This is a genomic window from Ferruginibacter sp. SUN002 (assembly GCF_050611725.1).
GTDB lineage: Bacteria > Bacteroidota > Bacteroidia > Chitinophagales > Chitinophagaceae > Ferruginibacter.
This window is the reverse complement of the sequence record NZ_JBODJB010000001.1, coordinates 3,166,134-3,188,691: the sequence shown is the minus strand read 5'-3', so window position 1 is coordinate 3,188,691 and position 22,558 is coordinate 3,166,134. Positions and strand designations below refer to the sequence as shown.

15 protein-coding genes and 2 tRNA genes are annotated in these 22,558 nt (G+C 35.5%); 12 read left to right on the top strand and 5 right to left on the bottom strand.

Features of this window, described 5'->3' with window-relative positions; genetic code table 11:
* Window positions 1-7: 7 nt before the first annotated feature.
* The gene (locus ACQ33O_RS13605) at window positions 8-1,156 is read right to left on the bottom strand and encodes a sensor histidine kinase (RefSeq protein WP_430996139.1); all 1,149 of its coding nucleotides are present in this window, start codon (window positions 1,154-1,156) and stop codon (window positions 8-10) included.
* A gap of 144 nt (window positions 1,157-1,300) precedes the next feature.
* On the opposite strand from ACQ33O_RS13605, the gene ACQ33O_RS13600 reads away from it, so the two are divergent.
* The 6 genes from ACQ33O_RS13600 to ACQ33O_RS13575 all read left to right on the top strand — a co-directional run bounded on the left by ACQ33O_RS13600 (window position 1,301) and on the right by ACQ33O_RS13575 (window position 8,908).
* A complete protein-coding gene (locus tag ACQ33O_RS13600; protein ID WP_430996138.1) occupies window positions 1,301-2,338 on the top strand; it encodes a glycosyltransferase family 2 protein in 1,038 nt (345 codons plus the stop codon).
* A gap of 359 nt (window positions 2,339-2,697) precedes the next feature.
* A tRNA-Gly gene (locus ACQ33O_RS13595) sits at window positions 2,698-2,770 on the top strand.
* Between the two features lie 77 nt (window positions 2,771-2,847).
* Window positions 2,848-2,933: transfer RNA gene (locus tag ACQ33O_RS13590), tRNA-Leu, on the top strand.
* Between the two features lie 209 nt (window positions 2,934-3,142).
* On the top strand, window positions 3,143-3,499 hold the full coding sequence (locus tag ACQ33O_RS13585; RefSeq protein ID WP_430996137.1) for a winged helix-turn-helix domain-containing protein: 357 nt from the start codon (window positions 3,143-3,145) through the stop codon (window positions 3,497-3,499).
* 78 nt (window positions 3,500-3,577) lie between these two features.
* Complete coding sequence (locus ACQ33O_RS13580) at window positions 3,578-6,133, top strand: TonB-dependent receptor (RefSeq protein WP_430996136.1); 2,556 nt, start codon at window positions 3,578-3,580, stop codon at window positions 6,131-6,133.
* A gap of 348 nt (window positions 6,134-6,481) precedes the next feature.
* On the top strand, window positions 6,482-8,908 hold the full coding sequence (locus tag ACQ33O_RS13575) for a TonB-dependent receptor domain-containing protein (RefSeq protein ID WP_430996135.1): 2,427 nt from the start codon (window positions 6,482-6,484) through the stop codon (window positions 8,906-8,908).
* 71 nt (window positions 8,909-8,979) lie between these two features.
* On the opposite strand, the gene ACQ33O_RS13570 is transcribed toward ACQ33O_RS13575, so the two are convergent.
* The gene (locus tag ACQ33O_RS13570) at window positions 8,980-9,870 is read right to left on the bottom strand and encodes a hypothetical protein (protein WP_430996134.1); all 891 of its coding nucleotides are present in this window, start codon (window positions 9,868-9,870) and stop codon (window positions 8,980-8,982) included.
* A 142-nt stretch (window positions 9,871-10,012) separates the two neighbouring features.
* Between ACQ33O_RS13570 and ACQ33O_RS13565 the strand changes: the two genes are divergently transcribed.
* From ACQ33O_RS13565 to ACQ33O_RS13545, 5 genes are read left to right on the top strand one after another with little or no spacing between them, the layout of a single operon-like run.
* Window positions 10,013-11,119, top strand: coding sequence for an MbnH family di-heme enzyme (locus tag ACQ33O_RS13565; RefSeq protein WP_430996133.1), 1,107 nt, complete (start codon window positions 10,013-10,015; stop codon window positions 11,117-11,119).
* Window positions 11,120-11,143: 24 nt separating this feature from the next.
* Entirely contained in the window at window positions 11,144-12,913 is a 1,770-nt protein-coding gene (locus ACQ33O_RS13560; protein ID WP_430996132.1) for a hypothetical protein, read from the top strand.
* The gene (locus tag ACQ33O_RS13555) at window positions 12,910-13,842 is read left to right on the top strand and encodes a hypothetical protein (RefSeq protein WP_430996131.1); all 933 of its coding nucleotides are present in this window, start codon (window positions 12,910-12,912) and stop codon (window positions 13,840-13,842) included. The genes ACQ33O_RS13560 and ACQ33O_RS13555 overlap by 4 nt, the downstream gene beginning before the upstream one ends.
* 2 nt (window positions 13,843-13,844) lie before the next feature.
* Window positions 13,845-14,621 carry a nucleoside triphosphate pyrophosphohydrolase gene (mazG, locus tag ACQ33O_RS13550; protein WP_430996130.1) on the top strand — a complete coding sequence of 259 codons (777 nt, stop codon included), beginning with the start codon at window positions 13,845-13,847 and terminating at the stop codon, window positions 14,619-14,621.
* A gap of 8 nt (window positions 14,622-14,629) precedes the next feature.
* Entirely contained in the window at window positions 14,630-18,385 is a 3,756-nt protein-coding gene (locus tag ACQ33O_RS13545) for a sensor histidine kinase (protein ID WP_430996129.1), read from the top strand.
* A 28-nt stretch (window positions 18,386-18,413) separates the two neighbouring features.
* Here ACQ33O_RS13545 and ACQ33O_RS13540 read toward each other — a convergent pair whose 3' ends face one another.
* Entirely contained in the window at window positions 18,414-19,157 is a 744-nt protein-coding gene (locus ACQ33O_RS13540; protein WP_430996128.1) for a LytR/AlgR family response regulator transcription factor, read from the bottom strand.
* Entirely contained in the window at window positions 19,147-20,982 is a 1,836-nt protein-coding gene (locus ACQ33O_RS13535) for a histidine kinase (protein ID WP_430996127.1), read from the bottom strand. The genes ACQ33O_RS13540 and ACQ33O_RS13535 overlap by 11 nt, the downstream gene beginning before the upstream one ends.
* 129 nt (window positions 20,983-21,111) lie before the next feature.
* On the opposite strand from ACQ33O_RS13535, the gene ACQ33O_RS13530 reads away from it, so the two are divergent.
* On the top strand, window positions 21,112-22,110 hold the full coding sequence (locus tag ACQ33O_RS13530; protein WP_430996126.1) for an ARPP-1 family domain-containing protein: 999 nt from the start codon (window positions 21,112-21,114) through the stop codon (window positions 22,108-22,110).
* 67 nt (window positions 22,111-22,177) lie between these two features.
* Here ACQ33O_RS13530 and ACQ33O_RS13525 read toward each other — a convergent pair whose 3' ends face one another.
* Entirely contained in the window at window positions 22,178-22,393 is a 216-nt protein-coding gene (locus ACQ33O_RS13525) for a hypothetical protein (RefSeq protein WP_430996125.1), read from the bottom strand.
* Between the last annotated feature and the right edge of the window lie 165 nt (window positions 22,394-22,558).

The following is a 22,558-nucleotide window of genomic DNA, read 5'->3' as shown; positions in this document are numbered from 1 at the left end:
TTCTCAATTATTTCCTCAACACTATCCTGAAAGTAGTTCCCTTGCCAAGTTCTGAATGTTTTACCGATAAGTTCCCTTTATGATATTGGTCAATAATTCTTTTTGAAAGACTAAGACCAAGTCCCCAACCGCGTTTTTTTGTTGTGAACCCGGGTTTAAAAACCTTTGCAATGTTTTGTTTGCTGATCCCTTTTCCAGAATCAGCAACATCAATTAAAATTTGCGAAGTCTCATTTGTTATTGTAATTGATATCTTGCCTTTCCCCTCCATTGCATCCAATGCATTTTTAAGCAAATTCTCTATTACCCAATCAAATAATGGAGCATTGATCAATGCTGTAATTTCTTTTTCATTTGTATTAATAAAAAAATCAACCCGGTCAGTAGCCCTTCGTTTAATATAGGCTACCATGTTTTCTATTTGTGCAATAATGTTGGTTTCTTCTAAATGAGGTGTACTGCCTATTTTACCAAAACGATCACTCACTAAACGCAATCGATCAACATCTTTTTCCATCTCAATGGCGATCTTTTCACCGGCAGGATTGTCTTTCAGCATCTCTACCCAACCTTGTAAAGAAGATAGCGGTGTGCCCAATTGATGGGCCGTTTCTTTTGCCATCCCCGCCCATACCTGATTTTGAGTGCTTTTATTTCTTGTGCTGATTGTAATTAAAATGATGATTATAAAGAATGCAACAATTACCAGTTGAATGATCGGGTAGTATCTTACTTGCTTTAATAATTTAGATTCACCATAAAAAACACGATTGGTTTGTGTGCTGTCGAATGGATTTTTCCATTCAATAGGTGTATGTAATTGTTTAAACTCTTCTATTTTATCGGTGAGGTAAGATTTCTCGGCTTTTATCTTATTGGTGTCAAGATTATAGTGATCTAGAATGCTATCTTTTTCAGTTACTGCTATCATCGGAATATCCTTGCTATTGTCTGTTAGTATTTCAGTAGATAGAGTAGTTGCGATCGCATCTGGATTATTGAGGTCTTTTACAGCTTCTACCCATTGTTCTATTTTAAGCCTTTCGCCGGCAGCAATTTTTTTAGCAAGCTGATTTGAATAAAATACAGTACCCGTTACAATTGTTATTGCAACAACAGCAAGCAGTGTACGCCAGTTAAATAGTTGAGTGAACATTTTATCAAATATAAATTAAGAAATAAGAAATGAAAAATAAGAAATGAACTAAGTTTGTGCAAAACACAAGTAAGGTTAAATAGTTGTACTGCGGATTAATCCCGATGATTATCGAGACAAAGCAAGGATGACTATACATTTGATATGCTTAACAATCAAGATTTACCATCTGTAGCAATTGTGATATTGAATTGGAATGGCAGGGCTTTTTTAGAAAAATTCCTGCCATCGGTATTGGCATCTACCTATATTAATAAAAGGGTGATCGTGGCAGATAATGCTTCAACAGATGATTCAATTAGCTTTTTGCAACAATATTTTCCAGAAGTTGAACTACTTAAGAATACAGTAAACGAAGGCTTCGCAAAAGGATACAATACAGCTTTAAAGCAAGTAAAGAGTGATTATTATATTTTGCTGAACAGTGATGTGGAAGTTACACCTGATTGGATTGAGCCTGTTATTGCTTTGATGGAAAGCGATCATTCCATTGGAGCTTGTCAGCCAAAATTATTATCGTACAATCATAAACGTGAGTTTGAGTATGCCGGTGCTAGTGGCGGCTGGCTGGATGCATACGGCTATCCGTTTTCGAGGGGCAGGATCTTTGACATTGTTGAAGAAGATAAAGGACAGTATGATAATGCTCAACCCTGCTTTTGGGCAAGTGGTGCCGCTTTGTTTGTGAAAGCAGAATTGTATCACAGTATTGGCGGTTTAGATGAGTATTTCTTTGCTCATCAGGAAGAAATTGATTTTTGCTGGAGAATGCAATTGGCAGGGTATAAAATATATGTTCAACCAGCCTCAGTAGTTTATCATGTAGGCGGTGGGACCTTGCCTAAAGAAAATAACCTGAAAGTTTTCCTTAACTTCAGGAATAACCTGATCATGATGGCAAAGAATTTTACTCTGTTTGAAACATTTTGGAAAATTCCCTTCAGGATGTTATTGGATAATGTGGCAGCTGCGAAAGGTTTATTGGGTGGTAATCCGGGCTATTTTATAGCCATTCAAAGGGGACATGTTCATTTTTTAAGATGGATATTTACAAAAAAGCGGAGACAATTTTTTCCTATACGCAAAAACAGCAGATTATCAGGATGGTATGGTGGATCGGCGGTTTGGCAACATTTTGTAAAGAAGAAGACAACCTTTTCAGAAATTGTTGCTGGTAAATAAGTTTTTTTGAGTGGCATACCTTATTTTTGCACTGCAAATCAGAAATTATTATGGCTCAGGAAATAATAGACAATAAACACAAGGATTTTGCCCATAATTGGGTGTCTTCATCTCGTTTTATTTGGTTTTGTCAGGTTTTTTTAGTGGTGGCTTTTATTTTAGGCGGCTGCTATAATTTGTATACACACCGCTATAAAGGTAAACCTCAAGTAGCTGTACCTGAAAACACGCTATATAATCCATCGTATAAATAAAAAAAATTTTGTGGTTGTAATACAACCCTTATTTTTGCAGTCCGAAAAAATCGGAAAAGTTCTTTTAAACAGTTCAATAAGTTTTCGACTCATTGAATATATAATGCGGAAGTAGCTCATTTGGTAGAGCACGACCTTGCCAAGGTCGGGGTGGCCGGTTCGAGCCCGGTCTTCCGCTCTGAGAATAGAGCAGATAGCTTTTGTTATCTGCTTTTTTTTTCAATTCGTTGCTCATTTTTTGAGTAAACATGTGTCACTCGGGTGGTGGAACTGGTAGACACGCAGGACTTAAAATCCTGTTCGCAGTAATGCGAGTGTGGGTTCAATTCCCATCCCGAGTACCCTTCAAACTCCAAAAGTAGCGTCCCGCTTACATTTGGAGTTTTTTATTTTAGCTAGTAGACCGCTGGGTAGCCCCTTTTCATTTCTTTGATCCTGCCAAATGGATTCATTTCTTTTACTTTTGGAAACTTTTTCTACATTTCCATTTAAATTCATTTTAAAAGTGAAAGTGACTTTTCAAATGATTCAATTCTTTAAATATTAAGAAATGAAAAACAAATCTAAAAATATTGAATTAACTGCCGATGGTCGTATTTGGATAAATACTCATGAGGGTAAGTTGGTAGGTAAAGGTCGGATTGAATTAATGGAAAAAATTAAGGAATTTGGTTCAATCCGACAAGCTGCTGCTGCTATGAAAATGTCTTACAGGCAAGCGTGGCAGTTGATCGATGATATCAATACAAAAGCAAAAACCCCATTGGTTATATCTCATCGTGGTGGCAAAGGTGGAGGGCAAGCTGTTGTTACTGAGAAAGGGCAAGAAATGATAGCACTTTTTAAATCTTTCAACAATCGATTCCAAAAATTCTTAGAGAAAGAAGCAGAAAAATTTAATTTTTAATTTCTTCCGTTTCTTTTATTTTTACCATCGTTATTCATTTCAAGGAATAACGAAACTGTTTTACCAAACTACTCTATTATGAAGTTTTTTACAACTACGCTTGTGGGGTGTTTTTTATTGACACAAATGAATGCACAAAAATTATCAGATTCTGCACATGCTGCTATTTTAGATGAAGTAGTTGTCTCAGCTTCAAAAGTGCCTGAAAAAATATTACAATCACCAGTAAGTATTGAAAAAGTGGGTGCTGAATATTTTAAAAATTCTGCTGCTCCTTCATTTTTTGATGCGTTGGAAAATGTAAAAGGTGTGCAGATCATTACTCCCAGCATAGGTTTTAAAGTAATTAATACAAGAGGTTTTGCAAACACAACCAACGTTCGTTTTGCTCAATTAGTAGATGGTATGGATATACAGGCACCGCATATCGGTGCACCGATTGCCAATGCAATTGGTCCGAATGATATGGATGTAGAAAGTGTGGAGGTCATACCTGGTGTAGCTTCTGCCCTGTATGGCATGAATACTATTAATGGGTTGGCAAATATCATTACGAAAGATCCCTTTACATCTCAGGGAATAAGCATTCAACAAAAAACGGGTATAAATCATGTAAGTGATTCTAACAGCAGTGCTAAAATATTTTCAGAAACAAGTTTGCGTATTGCTCGTGCATTTAATTCAAAGTTTGCATTAAAAGTAAATGGAACATTTACAACGGGTACTGACTGGATCGCAGATGACCATACCGATATCAATGCCGCCGGTAATGCAACCCTAGGGTTAACTGGTTTGGATAATCCGGGTTATGATGGTGTGAATGGATATGGTAATGAATCGTCTAACAGAAAAGCAATTACTTTAAAAGGTAAAAATTATGTGATAGCAAGAACAGGTTATTACGAAAAACAAATTGCTGATTATTCATTGCAAAATATAAAAGGCGATGCAGGATTGTTTTACAAAATTAATGACCGCACTGAAATTTCTTACGCTTATAAATTTTCTTTGATGGATAATATCTATCAAAGATCTAATAGATTTAGATTAGAAAATTATTTGGTACAACAACATGGTTTAAATTTAAGATCTAAATCGATTACTGTCCATGCTTACTGGAATGTAGAGAACACAGGGGATTCATACAACCTCCGCTCAATGGCAGAAAATACTGATAAGGCTTATAAAAGTGATGATAAGTGGTTTGGGGATTTTGCAACAAGATTCAATAGTACATACGCATCACCAGCTAGTGTGATACAAGCTTTGCAGGCTGCCCGGATTTTTGCGGATACTGCAAGACTACAACCTGGAAGTGCAGACTACCAAACCACTTTTAATAAATTAAAAAATATTAACAACTGGGATTCGGGTGCGGCATTGAGAGTAAAAGCAAATTTGATCAATATTGATGCACAAATAAATTTGACAGAAAATATTTTAAGTGCATTTAAGAAAAAAACAAATGTAGAATTGCTAGCAGGGTTTGATTACAGAACGTATGTTGTTATTCCAGATGGAAATTATTTTATCAATCCTACTGCTACAAACAAATTTGATAATTTAATTTATAGTAAATCAGGTGGGTTTATTTCTGCAACAAGAAGAGTACTGAAAAATAAAGTAAAACTTGGTGCAATTATAAGAGCTGATAGAAATGATTATTTCTCTATGTTATGGAATCCGAGATTTACTGCTGTCTATTCTCCAAACTTAAAAAATAATTTCAGGATCGCTTATCAAAGCGGCAATCGTTTCCCGAGTTTGTTTGAAGGATTCTCAAATGTAAATAGTGGCGGTGTAAAAAGAGTGGGCGGGCTAAAAGTTATGTCTAATGGGGTTTTTGAGAACTCATACCTTAAATCACCCATCGATGTTTTTAAAGCAGCTGTTACAAAAGATGTAAACACTTTAGCGATCACGAAAGATTCTTCCATTAAAAGAAATGCCAGTCTATTGAAAAAAAATGGGTACACTTATCTTAAACCGGAACATGTTAGTTCAATTGAATTGGGTTACAAAGGGTTGTTTGTACATTCGAGATTATTTGTTGATGTAGATTTCTATTACAACAAATACAATTCATTCATTGCACAGGTAGAAGCAAGTGTTGCAAAAACTTCAAAGCCGGATTCTGTTGCTTTTTATTTGAACGATAATAAAACACAGGATAGGTATCGTTTATGGACAAATTCCAAAACAACTGTGTACAATTATGGAGGTAGTCTTGGGTTGAAATATAATCTTCCAAAAAATTATATTCTTAGAGCAAATGTTTCTTATGCAAAGCTGGATAGAAAATCAGGCAATGATGGTTTGGAAGATGGTTTCAATACGCCGCAATGGATAACTAATATTTCAGTTGCAAATGAAAATATTTATAAAGGCATAGGTGCAGGCATTACTTATAAATGGCAGAATAGTTATTATTCACAAACATTTTTAGTAACAGGCACTGTCCCTGCTTATGGAAACCTTGATGTAGAAGCTAGCTATCATATTAAAGCCCCTCAAATAAACATAAAGTTAGGAGGTACTAATGTTTTAAATAAGTATTATTATTCGTTTTTAGGAGGCCCATCTATAGGAGGTTTTTATTATATGACATTGACCTACACGTTGAACCATATGTGAATAAGCGGGCCTATTAACAATAATTCACTATTTCGGTAGACCCTCTGGTAGACCCTTTTCAATACAATCATATACAATAATGCACAAAATGTGGGGCATCCCGACATTTTTCATGTACATGGTTGCATGAGATTGTTTCAAAGTTAGCCTCCCATCCCGAGTACTGGATTAAAGCGGCAGATGCCGCTTTTTTTATTTGCTACCTTTTGCAATATTTTTTCCCGCTTATCACAGCTGCACTTTTTTATTTTACCACTTATATTGTTTTTATCTCTGTTCATCCAATTTAATTATTGAACCTCAATTTTTTAGAAGTGCTTTGCACTACATTTAAAAACCACCAAAACAATGAGAAAGAAAATAAACATAGCATTAGCAGCATTGATGCTATTTGCTATGCAATCAATGGCTCAAAGCCCGGCTAAAGTGAGCGGTACAGTAAGTGCTGGCAGTAAGCCGTTGCAATCTGTAACAGTATCGCTATTAGCTGCAAAAGACAGTAGTCTTGTAAAAACAGATATTACCGATGCAAATGGCGAATATTCAATTTCAGTGAGAAAACCGGATAATTACATTCTGTTATATTCTCTAATAGGATATGAAAAAAAATATACTGAAGCGTTTTCAGTTGCTGAAGGTATTGATGTGAATGTTAAACCTATTTTACTGGATCTTGCAGCAAACCAGTTAAGTACAGTAACAGTAACTTCAAGAAAACCCATGATAGAAGTAAAAGCAGATAAAACTGTTTTTAATGTAGAAAGCAGCATTAATGCAACAGGTAGCAATGCTTTGGAACTACTTCAAAAAAGCCCCGGTGTGCAGGTAGATAACAATGAAAATATCAGCATGAAAGGGAAAACCGGTGTAAAGGTTTATGTAGACGGAAAGATGTTGCAACTCGATACAAAAGATCTTGCTGCCTATCTTAAAAGTATTAACAGTAATGATATTGAAGCGATAGAAATGATCACAAACCCAAGTGCTAAATATGATGCAAGTGGTAATGCCGGTATCGTTAATCTTCGTTTAAAAAAGAATAAAAAATTCGGTACCAATGGTAGTATGAACCTTGGATATGTTCAAGGTGTAACACCTAAAGCAAATGCTTCTGTGGGATTGAATTACAGAGATAAAAAAATAAATGTATTTGGTAATGTAAGCGGTAATATTGGTAGGTATGAAAATATACTGAAATTATATAGGGTACAACAGGATACATTGTATGATCAGTTAAGCACAAATGCTGATAAGAACAATAATATCAATTTCAAGGCTGGAGCTGACTTCTTTATCAATAAAAAGCATACTATTGGAGTTATGGCCAATTCAAGTTTTAGCGATAATGAATTCACGGCAGATAGTAAGACTTCAATTTTTTACAACCCGACAAACACATTTGTAAAAACATTAAAAGCAATTAATAATATACCCGGTAGCAGAACTAATGCAAATTTTAATCTGAACTATCGTTATATCGATACAACCGGAAGAGAGATAAATTTTGATGCTGATTATGGTTTGTTCCGTGGAGTTGGTAGAAGTCGTCAACCTAATAATTATTATGATATCAATAATAACCTGTTATATAGTGTTATCAATCGTAACTATACTCCTACCGATATTGATATCTACACAGCAAAAATTGATGCAGAGCAAAAATTGGGCAAAGGAAAATTCGGGTATGGAGTTAAAACATCTTTTGTAACAACAAAAAACACATTTGATTTTTTTAATGAGATAGGAGGCATACCTGAAAAGGTTGATGAAAAAAGTAACAGTTTTAAGTATAAAGAAAATGTAAACGCAGCTTATGTAAATTATCAACAACAATTAAATCAAAAATGGAGTTTACAAGCTGGTGTACGTATGGAGCAAACAAATAGTGATGGCACGCTTACAAGAGGAGATGGTATTGTGCAGCCAGATAACAGGGTGAAACGTAACTATCTTGATTTCTTCCCAAGTGGTGCCGTTTCATGGATGGTTAATCAGAAAAATTCATTGAGCTTAACATATAGCCGCAGAATTGACAGGCCTACTTATCAAGATTTGAATCCCTTCGAAAATAAATTGGATGAGTTGACATATCAAAAAGGAAATGCATTTCTGCGTCCACAATACACAGATAATGTTGAGTTGACACATACTTTTTTGGGAATGATCAATACAACAGTTGGATATAGTCATGTAAAAGATTATGCAACAATGGTAACTGATACAACTAAGAATGCAACCTATGTTCAACAACAAAATCTGGCAACTCAACAGATCATCAACTTTAATATAGGTTCGCCATTGATGATAAAAAAATGGTGGAATGGTTATGTGAACCTATGGTACAATTATCAAATTTTTGATGGTGCTATAGGTAACAATAAAGTAAATGTAGAATTATCAATGTATGGAGCATATATGCAACACACTTTTACATTGGGCAAAGGTTATTCAGCGGAAATAAGCGGTTGGTATAATGGCCCGAGTATCTGGGGTGGAACCTGGAGGACAAAATCTCAGGGTGGCGTTGACGTAGGTGTACAAAAATCTGTATTGAAGAACAAAGGGACACTTAAAGTGTCAGGAACTGATATATTCTATACTGCTCCGTGGAGTGCTACCAACGACTTTGGTGGTGTAAACATTAAAGGTAGTGGCTCGTGGGAAAGTCGCACATTCAGGTTGAGTTTCTCATGGCGTTTTGGAAACAGTCAGGTTAAAGCGTCTCGTCAAAGACAAACCGGATTGGAAAGTGAAGCAAAAAGAATTAAAGGATAGTGTTATAGTTTTAGAGATCAATAGTAAATTAAAGCCTCCTGTTCTCAGGAGGCTTTAATTATTTAGTTCAATCATTTATATTCATATTCAAAAGATCCTAATAATTTTTTCTCGTTTGAAAAACATTTTTCAATGATCCTGAATCCATCATCACCATAAAAATATTTCCAGATAAAATAATTGTTCTGTACTGAATAATTATTTGCTACTTCTTCTTCAGTTGTTATCATTTGTAATAATTGCCCATCTGTATCATATTCAAACATAAAATCCGGTAACAATTTTCTTTTGATAACACTATATTTTACAATATCTGTGAGCCTGTTGTTTTCACTGTAGTAATAGTAATAATGTCTACCATTTGGTACGGCTTCAATTTCATCAGTTACATTGCCGGCCTCATCAATAGTGAAATTAAAAACAGTGGTGTCTGTTTTGTTTTTAACTCTCAGCATTTTTGTCGGTTGTCCTTTGTTGTTGTATGAATAAATATGTTCTTCTGAAAGAGATATGGTGTCATTTCTGCTGTCAACATACAAGGATGTATCTGTTTCCTGTGTTGAATAAGAGTATGCAAATATGGAAATGAGATTATTATCGCTATCGTATTTGTAATTTGAAACTGCTGTAAGCAGGTCGGATTGATCAATCGTCTTGCTTACTAATCCTTTTGCATCAAAATAAGTAGTTAGTATAGATTTGCCCGTTGATTCTGTTTGAGTTTCTGTTTCAATACGGCTGTAGTCTTTGCTGATTTTCTTTTCGCAGAAAAATCCTTCACTAGGTTCTCCATTCGCTTCAAGGCTATGTACAATTATGGTTCTTATCTTTTTTTCTTTATAAGCGTTCCGATCGGCAATTAGTTGTTTGTTGCTTAAAATCTCTTTGTAATAGTACTGTGCCAGCGCTGAAGAGCTGAATCCTATGCAAACTGACAATATCACTAATATTCTTTTATTCATTGTGTTTAATTTCGGCATAAAAATAAGCTAATAATTGATTTAATTACATTGCTTATTTTGTGCCGAAAAGCTTCGACAGAGACAGACTGAGAGGTTTTAACAAATTAATAAATATGCCCTGTGCATATTCATAACAATACGAATGAAGAAAAATATTTTTCTAGTCATAATATGTATCACTGTGGTGAGCCTTGCCGGTTATATTTTGATTGCTTGCAGTACAAAGGGAGTCGAGGTTCAAGGCAAAAAAGAGGTATTGGGAAGATATCTGTTTTATGATCGACGTTTATCTGTAAATAATTCCAAATCGTGCGGTACCTGTCACAATCCCAATTTAGCTTTCACCGATGGATATAAACGTTCCTTGGGTGCTTATGCAGATCTCCATCAAAGGAATACACAACCGCTGTTTAATCTGAGTAGTTTTAAATATCTGACAGCTGCAGATTCTACTATTCATCTTACGATACAGCAAATGAGCAATCCTTTGTTCAATGAACATCCGAAAGAAATGGGTGTAAAGGGGCATGAAGAAGAAATATTGAAAAAAATTGCCAATGATCCTTTGTACATAAAACTATTTGCTGATGCATTTCCCGACGACAAGAATATTTTTAACTGGAATAACATCAAGCTCAGCATTAGCGCATTTATGCAAACGATCATTTCTAATCAATCGGCATATGATAGATATATCGGAGGTAACAAAAATGCATTATCATCATCTCAGAAAAATGGGATGCAATTATTTTTTTCAAATAGATTAAACTGTTCATCCTGTCATGGAGGGTTTAATTTTTCGTCGCCTGTTGTTATCAATGCAAAGAAAGACACCGTTTATTATTTCAATACCGGCTTATACAATATTGATGGCAAAGGAGCTTACCCCGCCTACGATATGGGGCTTTATCAGCTCACAAAAAATAATACCGATATGGGTAGATTCAGGGTACCTACATTGCGGAATTTAGCGTTCACTGCTCCATATTTTCATGATGGAAGTGCAGCAGATTTAGGTGAGGTTATAGATATGTATGCATCTGGTGGACGTGTAATAAGTACAGGTATATACGCCGGTGACGGAACAAAAAATCCTTATAAAGATCCGTTAGTAAAAGGGTTTCCCATAACCGAAAGTGAAAAAATAGACCTTTTAAATTTTTTACAATCGCTTACGGATTCTTCTTTGATCAATGATGTTCGCTTTAGCAATCCATTTGTAGAAGATGAAACCAAAAAGAAATATTAATTTGCAATAAATATGTCCTCTACAATGAAGCTGCTTACAATTTGTGTCTTACTTGGTCTATCGTCACTTGTTTTTTCATGCAATGATGGCCATAGTTTGCCTGGCAATGCTGTAAAATACGATGAAGATGTGCTGAAATCTGTTCTTGCAGAAACTGATTCATTGAAAACTTTTCCATTTGTGAACGAAAGAGTAGAAGCTTTTAAGAAAGCTATGCAACAGCCAGTGCCTGTATTATTATGCGGCGATTCTTTGAATCAGTATCAACTACTTGCACAGACAATTGCGTTAAAGGATTCGGGATTTATAAAAAATACTCGGCAGCCCGGAACAAATATTCCCTATCGAAACGAAGTATTTGGTGTATATCCTGCAAGAGAAAGCGATATGGCTTATGTGAAGGCAGCCTACAATCTACAAGATTGCTATAGGGTTGAAATGTATAATTATGCACTCAATCTTTCCTCAATTGCCATTACAGATATCAAACAACAAAAAGTATTGTTCAATAGCACACAAGAACAAACGCAGCCTGATCTTTCTCCTTATCTGAGAGATATTGCCGTTAAAATTGCCATATCATCCTCTGAAGTAGAAACTGCACTCGGAATAAAACCTGAAGAAAAAGATGCCTTGATGGCGAGTACAAAAACAGCACTTAACCGTAGCCGTTGTGAAAGGTCCAGGCATTTATGTGTAGCGCCAACTTTTGTGAAAGAGGGAAAAGCTTTGTGGGCAATTGTCGATCTTACAAATCATAAATTAGTGGGTGTGCGCTGGACAAATGTTGGTACCACCGGACCGGCTCCAACTATTACAGAAAGGCGTTTGCAGGATGATAAGGTAACAGCCTGCTTTTGCGAAAAAGAAACTACATTGGAAAAAGATGGATGGAAGTTGAATTACATGCTTACGAGTAGTGATGGCTTAAGAGTGGCACAGGTGTCTTTTAACGGAAAACCGGTTTTACAAAGTGCTAAACTTGTAGATTGGCATGTGAGTTATTCCGGAACGGATGGCTTCGGATATAGCGATGCGGTAGGTTGCCCGTATTTTTCTCAGGCGGCTGTTGTAGCGGTTGAAATTCCCAAAGTGGCTGTTTTAAAAAATACAAAAAATGAAATTGAAGGTTTTGTATTAGAGCAAACCTTTAAAAGTGAAGGCTGGCCCGGCCCATGCAATTATGATTACAAGCAAAGATTTGAATTTTATAAAGATGGCCGATTCAGGGTGTCGGCAGCCAGTTTGGGTAGAGGATGTGGCAATGACGGTACTTACAGACCGGTATTCAGGATCGCTTTTGCAGCACCTCAAAATAATTTTTCGGAATGGAATGGAAAAGATTGGACTAATTGGCCGGCAGAAAAATGGATGCAGCAATCGGCAACCACAACTTATACAAAAGAAGGCTATCTTTTTAAATTATTGGATAATACCGGTAGCGGATATTATGTAGAACCGGGCAGAGGCCAATTCAATGACAAGGGCAGAGGAGATAATGCATATATTTATGTAACAGCCAATAAGCCAACTGTTGATGAAGGCGAGAGTGATCTGGTGACGATTGGTCCGTGTTGTAATACAGATTATCAGCAAGGACCGGAAAAGTTTATTGGAACCGTTCCGGATAATATTCAGCATTCGAAATTGGTAATGTGGTATGTGGCGCAATTAAAGAATGATGATTCTAAAGGAAGAGAATATTGTTGGGCAGAATCTGTTCTTGAAAATGGTATCTATGTAACACATGTCTATCCATGTTTTTGCGGACCAATGTTTATTCCTGTTAAATGAGAAGAGTAATTAATATACAATACTTCATCTGTATCACACTGTTAATTGCAGGGTGTAAAGAGGAAGTAGTGGATTATAATAATAACAGTTGTAAAGGCACTACATCCTTTATTACAAAGTTTGGATTTCAAGCTAATAAGGCTTATTTAAGTACTTCAGATAAAAGATTGATGGGTTTGCTTTTAGAAGAACTCCCTGATCCGAAAGATCCGTTGAAGCGGCCTCGTACCTATCAGCACCCGAGCTGGAAAATGGCCGGCTGGCTTGGTCCGATGCAGATAGATAATGTAGGTAATGTTTTTTTAGCACCGGTACCGGTTGTAAATGTTTTACACAATAAAGCAGATAAACAAAATACCTTGTATAGAGTGGATGGACAATCGGGTGAGATGAGTGTTTTTATGGAATTGTCTGCATTAGACAGTTCGAATATTTATAACGCTTATGGCATTTTGGGCTTTGCTTATTTATGTGAAACTAATACGCTGTATGTATCGTCGGTAGCAGGTTCTACTCGTAGTAAGGAGGTAGGTGTTATTTATGCGATTGATATCAACAACAAAAAAATAATAGACAAATTAGAAGGTATAGATATTTTAGGTATGGGTATTTCTTACATAGAAGGAAAAAGAAAATTGTATTTGGGAAGTGCACGTACTTCGAATGTTTATTCAGTTGTGTTGACCAAGGAAGGTAAGTTTTCCGGAAAAGTAGAACAAGCGTTTACACTCGAAAATATAGGTCCAAGGGGAGATGATAAACTACGGAAGATTAAGATCGATACATATGGCAACTTAAATGTTTATGGCTACGAGTTTAATTTTAATTTAATAGCTCCGACTGAAAAGCAGGAAACTGTATATGAGTTTATTTACGATGATGCGACAAAGAAATGGAACTACAGTAAAATACTTTCAAACAAAAAATAATTATGCAGAACGAAAAGAGCGAAGCTTTTTTAAGATTAGTGAAGATCATGGACGAGTTGAGAGAACAATGTCCGTGGGATAGAAAGCAAACAATTGAAACACTGCGTCAGCTTACTATTGAAGAAACCTATGAACTGGTAGATGCAATAACAGACACAGATTGGAAAGGTATTAAAGAAGAATTGGGAGATATTTTGCTTCACATCATATTTTATGCAAAGATCGCTACAGAACAAAATCAGTTTACTTTAGAAGAAGTGATTAACGGAGTATGTGAAAAATTGATATACAGGCATCCGCACATCTACTCAGATGTAAAAGTCAATGACGAAGAAGATGTTAAAAGAAACTGGGAAAAACTAAAAATAAAATCCGGAAAAAAATCCGTTTTAAGCGGTGTGCCCAAATCTTTACCGGCCACAATAAAAGCCATGCGTTTACAGGAAAAGGCAAAGCAAGTTGGATTTGAATGGGAAAACAAAGATCAGGTTTGGGAAAAAGTAGAAGAGGAGCAAAAGGAGCTTTTTGAAGCCATTGCATCGGGGGATAAAAGCAAAATGGAAGATGAATTAGGAGATGTTTTTTTCTCTTTGATAAACTTTGCAAGGTTTTTGCAGTTAGATGCTGAGAATGCACTTGAACGTACCAATAAAAAGTTTTTTGATCGTTTTGTGAAGATGGAAGAAACGGCGGCGGGTATGGGAAAAGCTTTGTCGGCTATGACATTACAGGAAATGGATGCAGAATGGGATAAAATTAAGAAACAGTCAAAAGAATAATCATCCTATTGCAAAAGACACACACTTTTAAGCAATTTATTATTAGAAACAGCTATTTGTTAGTAGCTGCAGCTTGGCTTATAACTATTTCTTTCATTATTGATAACTATTGGTCTGACAACTCTTCCGTACGGGCAGCCGAGAAAAACATTTCGAAATATGTACGAGAACAAGAAGATGATTTTGAACAATTGGCAGGTGATTCTGCATCGGTATTTAAATTAGCATCAGGAAAATATAACGAAGCTTTTTTAAAAAATATTACGGACAAACCATACTTTTTCTTTGTGTTCAGGCAAAATGCAATGTCTGAATATGATATGGCATTTTGGAGTACACAGGTGGTAAAACCTACCAACGCTATATTAGCAGATGCAGATAGCAGTGGGTTCATACAACTATCGAACGGTAATTATGTTTGGCGAAAAACCCCATGCTATGCTTATACAACAGTTGCGCTTATTCCGATCAAATGGGATTATTCTATCACGAATGAATACCTGAAAAATAATTTTGCTGTTGGTGAAGATATTGAAGATGGCTATGCCATCTCTGAAGGTCCCTATAATAATACCGTTATCAAATCAAAAACGGGGAAGTTTCTTTTTTCACTTGAGCAAAAATCGCAGCCTGTTATTAGTCATAATAATCTTGGAGCAGTAATATGCCGATTGCTTGCAGCTTTTCTTATCTTATTGTTTATTCATTTTGTTGCAACTTATTTGGTGCAAAAGAACTTTTCTGTGGCCGTTCTATTCCTAATCACAGTTGTAGTGGGTATCAGAATTTTAAGTTATTATTATCCGTTGCCTTTGAATTTTCGTCAGTTTGAATTGTTTGACCCCTCTGTATATGGTTCCAATGCAGTGCTACGTTCGTTAGGAGATCTGCTCATCAATGCAATTCTACTTTTATGGCTGACACTTTTCACTCGGCATTATATCGAAGAAAAAAAAGTTATCATACAATTTAAGTCGCCAATATTAAATTGGTTTGTAGTATTGGTTGGAGTTGTTTTGATTTTAGTGATCACTTTTATTTGTGGTAACGTTTTTCGTTCACTTGTAGCTGATTCGCAAATATCTTTCGATGTAGTTAATTTCTTTACGCTTACTTATTATACTGTAATTGGCTTTGTAGTACTCGGATGTATATCTATTAGTTATTTCTTTGTAACGCAGATCATAGCTTATTTGATCACACCACAGATCAAAACAACAGTCTTTCCGCTGAGTTTCTTTGTGGCTATTGTCGGACTGATCGGCTTATCTTCTTTGATCAGTATGGGAAGTGTTACTTTTGAATTGATGTTGCTTGGATGGCTGATATTGTATCTGTATCTACTTAACAATAAATATCTTTCGTTACTGGCTTCTAAAATTGTCTCATCAAGACTTGTATTCTGGTTGTTTTTCTTTTCTTTCTCTATTGCGGCTATCATCATTGTAGAAAATAAAAAGAAAGAGATTGACAGACGGCAACATTATGCAGAAACGCTTTCTACCAAAGCCGATCCTTCGAGTGAACGTTTGATGAATACCGTCTTAACAGATTTTCGAAGTGAAGTATTAGCACCTTTGTTCGATGAATTCAAGATAGATTCAACCAACAAAATATTGAAAGATAGTTTGCTGAGCGAAAATTTTACAGGGTACCTCAATAAATACGACACACGGATATACACGTTCAGTGATACCGAGAAACCCTTATTCAATCAGGATTCTACGAGTTTCAATACACTGCTAACTATATTGAACACACAGGGTAAACCTACGGCAATTGCCGATCTGTACTATTATGACGTTTCCTACGACCGATTCACCTATATCAGCAAAAAAGATATTACGGATACGTCCGGAAAAATACTGGGTTATGTATTTATACTGGCATCTCCTAAAAAATATAAAACAGATGCTTTGTATCCGGAGTTGTTTTTGAAGGGGTATAATAACTCTATAGAAAATTCGCCTATTTATTCTTATGCGGTTTATAATAAGTTTCAATTGGTAAACAGCCACAACGACTATGCATTTCCGTGGCAACTCGATCAATCACAAGTGCCGGCCACAGAGTTTGAAAATATTCGTAAAGGCAGTTATGATGAACTATGGTATAAAGCAGCTACAGATAAAATTGTTATCATTGCCAAACAGGATAATTTCTTTATCGAATCCATTACATTATTCTCCTACTTATTCTGCTCGTTCTTATTTGTAACAGCCATCTTTTGGTTTTTAAATGCGGTTATACGTTCCCGTTTTAAATTAACCGAAATGCGCCAATACTGGCAAATGAGCATACGAAATCAGGTACATGGTACAATTATTTTTATTAGTCTCTTGTCTTTTTTGGTAATAGGCGTGGCTACAATTTTATTCTTTATAGATAGATATAACAGTAACAATAAAGAAAAATTAAGTAGAACCATACATGTTATGGCCAACGAAGTACGAAATACTTTGGGTGAATTATCTGCCTTTGATGATGTGATAAAAATATATGACCAGGCTTACAAAGCAAGTCTTGAACAGATGGTTACAAAAATATCAGAGATACATGCTGCTGATATTAATTTATACGATCTCGAAGGAAATCTGCAAGTGTCTTCGTTGCCATTGCCTTACAGCAAAGGAATTGTAGGCACTAAGATGGATCCCATGGCTTATTATCATTTACGTAATCTAAAAGAAATACAATATTTTGGTGAGGAAAAGATCGGAACACTGGAATACCTCAGTAACTATGTCCCTGTAATTGATGAATCCGGTAAGGAGTATGCTTATTTGAATATTCCGTATTTCACCGCTCAAACAAAATTGCGTCAGGAGATTTCTAATTTTTTAGTGGCCATCATTAATTTGAATGCATTTATCTTTTTAATAGCAGGTGTTGTTGCTTTGTTTCTTACTAACAGAATTACAAGTTCTTTTTCTTTCATCAGTCATAAAATGAGAGAAGTGAATTTGGGTAAGAAGAATGAAGCGATTATATGGAATAGAAAAGATGAAATAGGAGAGTTGATCAATGAGTATAACACAATGGTAAATAAGCTGGATGATAGTGCTATTGCTTTGGCAAAGAGCGAGCGTGAAGGTGCTTGGAGAGAAATGGCGAAGCAGGTTGCACATGAGATCAAGAATCCCCTTACACCGATGAAGTTGAGTTTGCAGTACTTACAAAAGGCGATTGATAGTAATTCGGGAGATGTAAAACAATTAGGTAATAGTGTGGCAAAAACGTTGGTAGAACAGATAGATCACTTGAGTCAGATCGCAAGCGATTTTTCTCAGTTTGCGAATATCGGTAATCCTAAAAATGAGTTATTTGATTTAAACGAAACATTACGTTCTGTTGCACAATTACATGCAATTGAGGATAATGTAGAGCTTACATGGCATCTCGTAAGCTATCCGGTTATTATTGATGCAGATAGCACTCATATTAACCGTCTCTTTAATAACCTTGTTCAGAATGCATTACAGGCTATTCCGGCAGACAGAAAACCGGTTATTGATATTAAGGAAGTTGTAAAAGAAAAAAGGGTACTCATTATCGTTAGAGATAATGGATTGGGTATTCCTCACGATATGCGTTCTAAAATATTCATGCCTAATTTTACAACTAAAACATCCGGAACGGGCTTGGGACTTGCTATGTGTAAAGGCATTGTAGAACAAAGTAAGGGTAAGATATGGTTTCAAACCGAAGAAGGGGTAGGCACTACTTTCTTTGTAGAATTGCCTTTAGCCGAAGAAGATATCTAATTACAGTTTTACAATTTCCTACAATTATTTACCCTTCGAACATTTTCAACAGTTGATCTTTATAGGTGGCAGAAACTTCCAGTTCAGATCCATCTGATAGCAGCACAGTGCCTCCTCCGCTTTTAGAATACGATTTGATGAAATTTACATTTACAATAAAGGAACGATGTATTCTTACAAAAGGAGCATCAAGCAGGTCATCAAAATGTTTTAAAAATTTGCATATCATTTTTTTTGATCCGTTGTCCAGATAAACATCAGTAAAGTTTCCATTAGCTATAAGTTTAGTAATTGAAGCGGTTTTGATCACATCAAAGCCCTGCATGGTAGGTAAAATGATCTGCTGTTTTTCCGGTTTCAATTTTAAATTATCCAGCAGTATCTGTGTTCTGTTAAATTCTTCTGTTTTAAGAATGCTCATCTGAATTTTATTAACAGCAGAGACCAATTCGGTTATGTCGATCGGTTTTAAAATATAATAAGCTGCACTCATGTTCAGTGCTTTTAATGAATATTCAGCAAAAGCGGTAATGAAGATGGTTTCGAAATGCTGATCCTGACAAGCTTCCAGGATATCGAATGCATTGCCATAGGGCATCTCAACATCTAAGAATACTAACTGAGGTTGAAGCGACTGTATCATTGGTACGGCATCCTTAATATTTTGTGCCTGACCAACAACTTCTACTATCGGGCAATATTTTTTCAGATAACCGGCCAGCACATCTCTTGCGATCGATTCGTCATCTACAATGACAGCTTTAATTTTCATTTTCAATATTTTTTAAAAGAGGGACAGTGATCTTTACCAATACACCGGGATTTGTTTGAGGTTTATCCTCTACCGAACAAGTGATCTTTTGATGATACAACTCATTCAATATCTTTATTCTCTCCATTGTATTGGTAATGCCTCTTCCCGAATGTTTTTTTTGATTGGCCGTTTTTACATTTTTACTACCCGCAATACCAATGCCGTTATCTTCAATGACAATATCAATTGCATTCTGGTTTTTAGAAAAACTTAATTGTAAAAGTCCTTGCCCTTCTATGTATCGTAAGCCGTGCCAGATAGAGTTTTCCAAATGTGGCTGTATTAGCATACCCGGTATGTACAACTGTTCATTAGCATATAGTTCATCATCTACATTTATTTTGAAATTAAACTTGTCTGGGAACCTGCTTTTTTCCAGTTCAAGATAATTCTGTAATAATTCCAGTTCATTTGACAACAACACGAAATCTTCCTTTGAATTTTCCATCACTCTACGCATTAAAGTAGAAAATTTTGTAAGGTACTGATTTGCTTCTAACTCATTATTATTAGCTATAAACTGATTGATGCTATTAAGACTATTGAAGATAAAATGAGGGTTCATTTCCCTTCGTAAAGATTGTAAAGCAATTTTCTTATTTCTTACTTTGAGTTTTTTAAGAATAGAAAGTGTTACACCGGAAATGATCAGCAATACAACCAGTGACCCTATTAGCCAATAATTGAAAATGTTTTTTCTTTTGATCAATGCATCTTTTAAGGCTTTTTCACTTTCGAGTTTTTGAATTTTACCTACGGTTTCTTCAATGATCTTATTATCGATCAGTGAACTGTCTTTAGCAATAATATCGGGCAATTGCGATAAGAAACTTTTATACAATTGCAAGCTCATTTCCTTTTGCCCGCTGCTTCTGTAAATGCTATCCAATTTTTCAATATTTCTTTTCGCTTCCAATGTATGCCCATTCTTTATTGATAAAGCGTATGATTCATTCAGTAGCCTGATTGCGGTACTGTCATCATTTTTTTGTAAATAGATGTCTGCTAATAGGGTTGTTTCGCTGGCTTGTAATTGTGTGGAATTTGCAACAAATGGTTCTTTTAATATCTCTTTCTTAGTTTCAATTGCTTTGTCAAAATTTTTGTCTTTGAGATAGGCACTCGTTAATTGCTGATTGATTTTTAAAGCCTGTGGAGGGTCATTTACAGATAAATTATAAGCGTTGTTTAAAGCCCCAACGGTATTATAACCGGCACCGGTTCCGTTCCAATTTATATCTGCCATTCTTGAGTAAGAAGTTAGCACCTCACTTGTGTCTTTGTTTTTTAAACCTAGATCAATATTGGCTTCTATGAGTTTTTGTTGAAGTTTTGTAGAGTCCGGATTGGATAGTCGAAGAAAATCGTTTGAGTTTAAAGCCTTTGAGGAAACATCTCCGGCCTTTATATTATTTTCCTGAGCAAATTTATAATTAGCTAATGCTTCTTTATTTTTATGAAGATCTTCCTGCACTTTGGCAAGCGACCTGCTGGCTTTTGCAATACCGACTGCATTGTTGGTTTTTTCGTAGATGGCTTTTGCTTTTTTATATTGCTCTTCACTTTTTTCCAATTCGCCTCTTCTGTAAAAACTTTCTCCAAGCTCATAATGGCCTTTTGCAACAGTATCCTGATTGTTTTTAGCATATCCCTTTTCAATCTTTTTTCCGGCCTGGGATATTTTTTCCGTTTGATTCATTTGAGCAGACACGTTACCGGTTACTCCACTGTATAATAAGAGTAATAACACGATCAATAATTTAAAATGAGTCTGTTGCTTCATCGGTAATACAAAATAACATCTTTTATAGCTATTTCATCAGTTCTCAACCAAGTCAAATGGCAGTTTCACCAAGTGTGCCTGCAAATGGCTTTGTCCGGATAGTACTTTCATTGAACAAAAACTATTAATATGAAAAAAATTAAAGGTTTAGCCCTTGCTATTGTAGCAATGACAACATTCAATGCTGCGGCACAATTAAATAGCGAAAATTTATTCATTCCTTTTGGAGATCTTTCGCAGTCGGCAAAGACGGATTTTGTTACCTCACACAAAAAAATAAAACTTTATTTTATTAAAGCCAAGCCTTCACTAGCCGAAGCTGTAAAAGATGTAGGAAAATATACCACATTAGAAAAAGCATTACAACAATCTAAAATCACAGTAAAAGAAATATCAGCTTCAGGAGAAGTAAATACTTTGAAATTTACTAACACTTCAAAAGATACGATCATAATCGGCATGGGAGATATTGTTAAAGGAGGTAAACAAGATAGGGTAATAGAAAAAGATACCTTGATATATCCCGGACAATCCATTCCTATATCAGTGTATTGTGTTGAGCATGGGAGATGGGCAGGGTCGAATGTGAATACTAATGGATCGGCTACTACAGCTACCGGAGCAGGTTATAGTTTTACGACCTATCATAGTAGTATCAATAATGTTGTTAGAAAAAGTATTGTAAAAGAGAAAAGTCAGACGCAGGTATGGAATAAGGTTTCGGATATAAATGCTTCAAACGGAACCGAAACAAGTACGGGTACCTACACGGCAGTGTCGCAATCTTCGAAATACACCAAAGAAATAAAAGAATACAAAGATGCGTTTATCAAAACAATTGATGCAGATACCACAATTGTTGGTTTGCTTGCTGTTACCGGCGATAAGATCATTGGTTGCGATATTTATGCAACAACCCAATTGTTCAAAAGTAATTACAGCAATATGCTTGAGTCTTATATTTCAGAAGCCGTGTATGAAGGAAAGCCTGTAACTATTTCAGATGCTAAAGTGGCTAAGTATTTGAATGATCTTTTATCTGATGAAACAAAACAGGATAAACTACTGAATGAAAACGGACGTAGTTTAAAAGTGAATGGTAAAAAAATTAAGATCACTTCTTTTTAATTTGTATAATGAATATAGAAAAAGGATTGCATTTGCAATCCTTTTTCTATATTATAAAGCTTTGTTCTTATTTTTTTACTTCTACTTTCACACCTCCTTTATCTAAAGTAACAGACGTTCCTTTATCGGGAGTTGGAGTTGCAGGAACAATGATCACTTCTTTTTTAGGAGGTGTTGTAACCGGAACAACAATGACATCTTTCTTAGGTTCGGTAGATTCATTTGTACAAGACATTGCAGTAAAGCCAATTGCCAACGATAATAAGCCAATGATTTTTTTCATAACAAAAATTAGTTTAAGTAATACTGCATTTTGTTAAAGCACCAGTTGGCACCATACAGCTTTAAATAGCCTCAATAATCATACCCCAATCACTAAAAGTCTTATTCCCTCTATATTTCGCCATATTGGCTGATAATTCGTCAATGTCAATGTTACTTATGGGAT

Coding starts and splice junctions, on each gene's coding strand:
- ACQ33O_RS13605 (WP_430996139.1), bottom strand. CDS start 1,156: ATGTTCACTCAACTATTTAACTGGCGTACACTGCTTGCTGTTGTTGCA.
- ACQ33O_RS13600 (WP_430996138.1), top strand. CDS start 1,301: ATGCTTAACAATCAAGATTTACCATCTGTAGCAATTGTGATATTGAAT.
- ACQ33O_RS13585 (WP_430996137.1), top strand. CDS start 3,143: ATGAAAAACAAATCTAAAAATATTGAATTAACTGCCGATGGTCGTATT.
- ACQ33O_RS13580 (WP_430996136.1), top strand. CDS start 3,578: ATGAAGTTTTTTACAACTACGCTTGTGGGGTGTTTTTTATTGACACAA.
- ACQ33O_RS13575 (WP_430996135.1), top strand. CDS start 6,482: ATGAGAAAGAAAATAAACATAGCATTAGCAGCATTGATGCTATTTGCT.
- ACQ33O_RS13570 (WP_430996134.1), bottom strand. CDS start 9,870: ATGAATAAAAGAATATTAGTGATATTGTCAGTTTGCATAGGATTCAGC.
- ACQ33O_RS13565 (WP_430996133.1), top strand. CDS start 10,013: ATGAAGAAAAATATTTTTCTAGTCATAATATGTATCACTGTGGTGAGC.
- ACQ33O_RS13560 (WP_430996132.1), top strand. CDS start 11,144: ATGAAGCTGCTTACAATTTGTGTCTTACTTGGTCTATCGTCACTTGTT.
- ACQ33O_RS13555 (WP_430996131.1), top strand. CDS start 12,910: ATGAGAAGAGTAATTAATATACAATACTTCATCTGTATCACACTGTTA.
- mazG (WP_430996130.1), top strand. CDS start 13,845: ATGCAGAACGAAAAGAGCGAAGCTTTTTTAAGATTAGTGAAGATCATG.
- ACQ33O_RS13540 (WP_430996128.1), bottom strand. CDS start 19,157: ATGAAAATTAAAGCTGTCATTGTAGATGACGAATCGATCGCAAGAGAT.
- ACQ33O_RS13535 (WP_430996127.1), bottom strand. CDS start 20,982: ATGAAGCAACAGACTCATTTTAAATTATTGATCGTGTTATTACTCTTA.
- ACQ33O_RS13530 (WP_430996126.1), top strand. CDS start 21,112: ATGAAAAAAATTAAAGGTTTAGCCCTTGCTATTGTAGCAATGACAACA.
- ACQ33O_RS13525 (WP_430996125.1), bottom strand. CDS start 22,393: ATGAAAAAAATCATTGGCTTATTATCGTTGGCAATTGGCTTTACTGCA.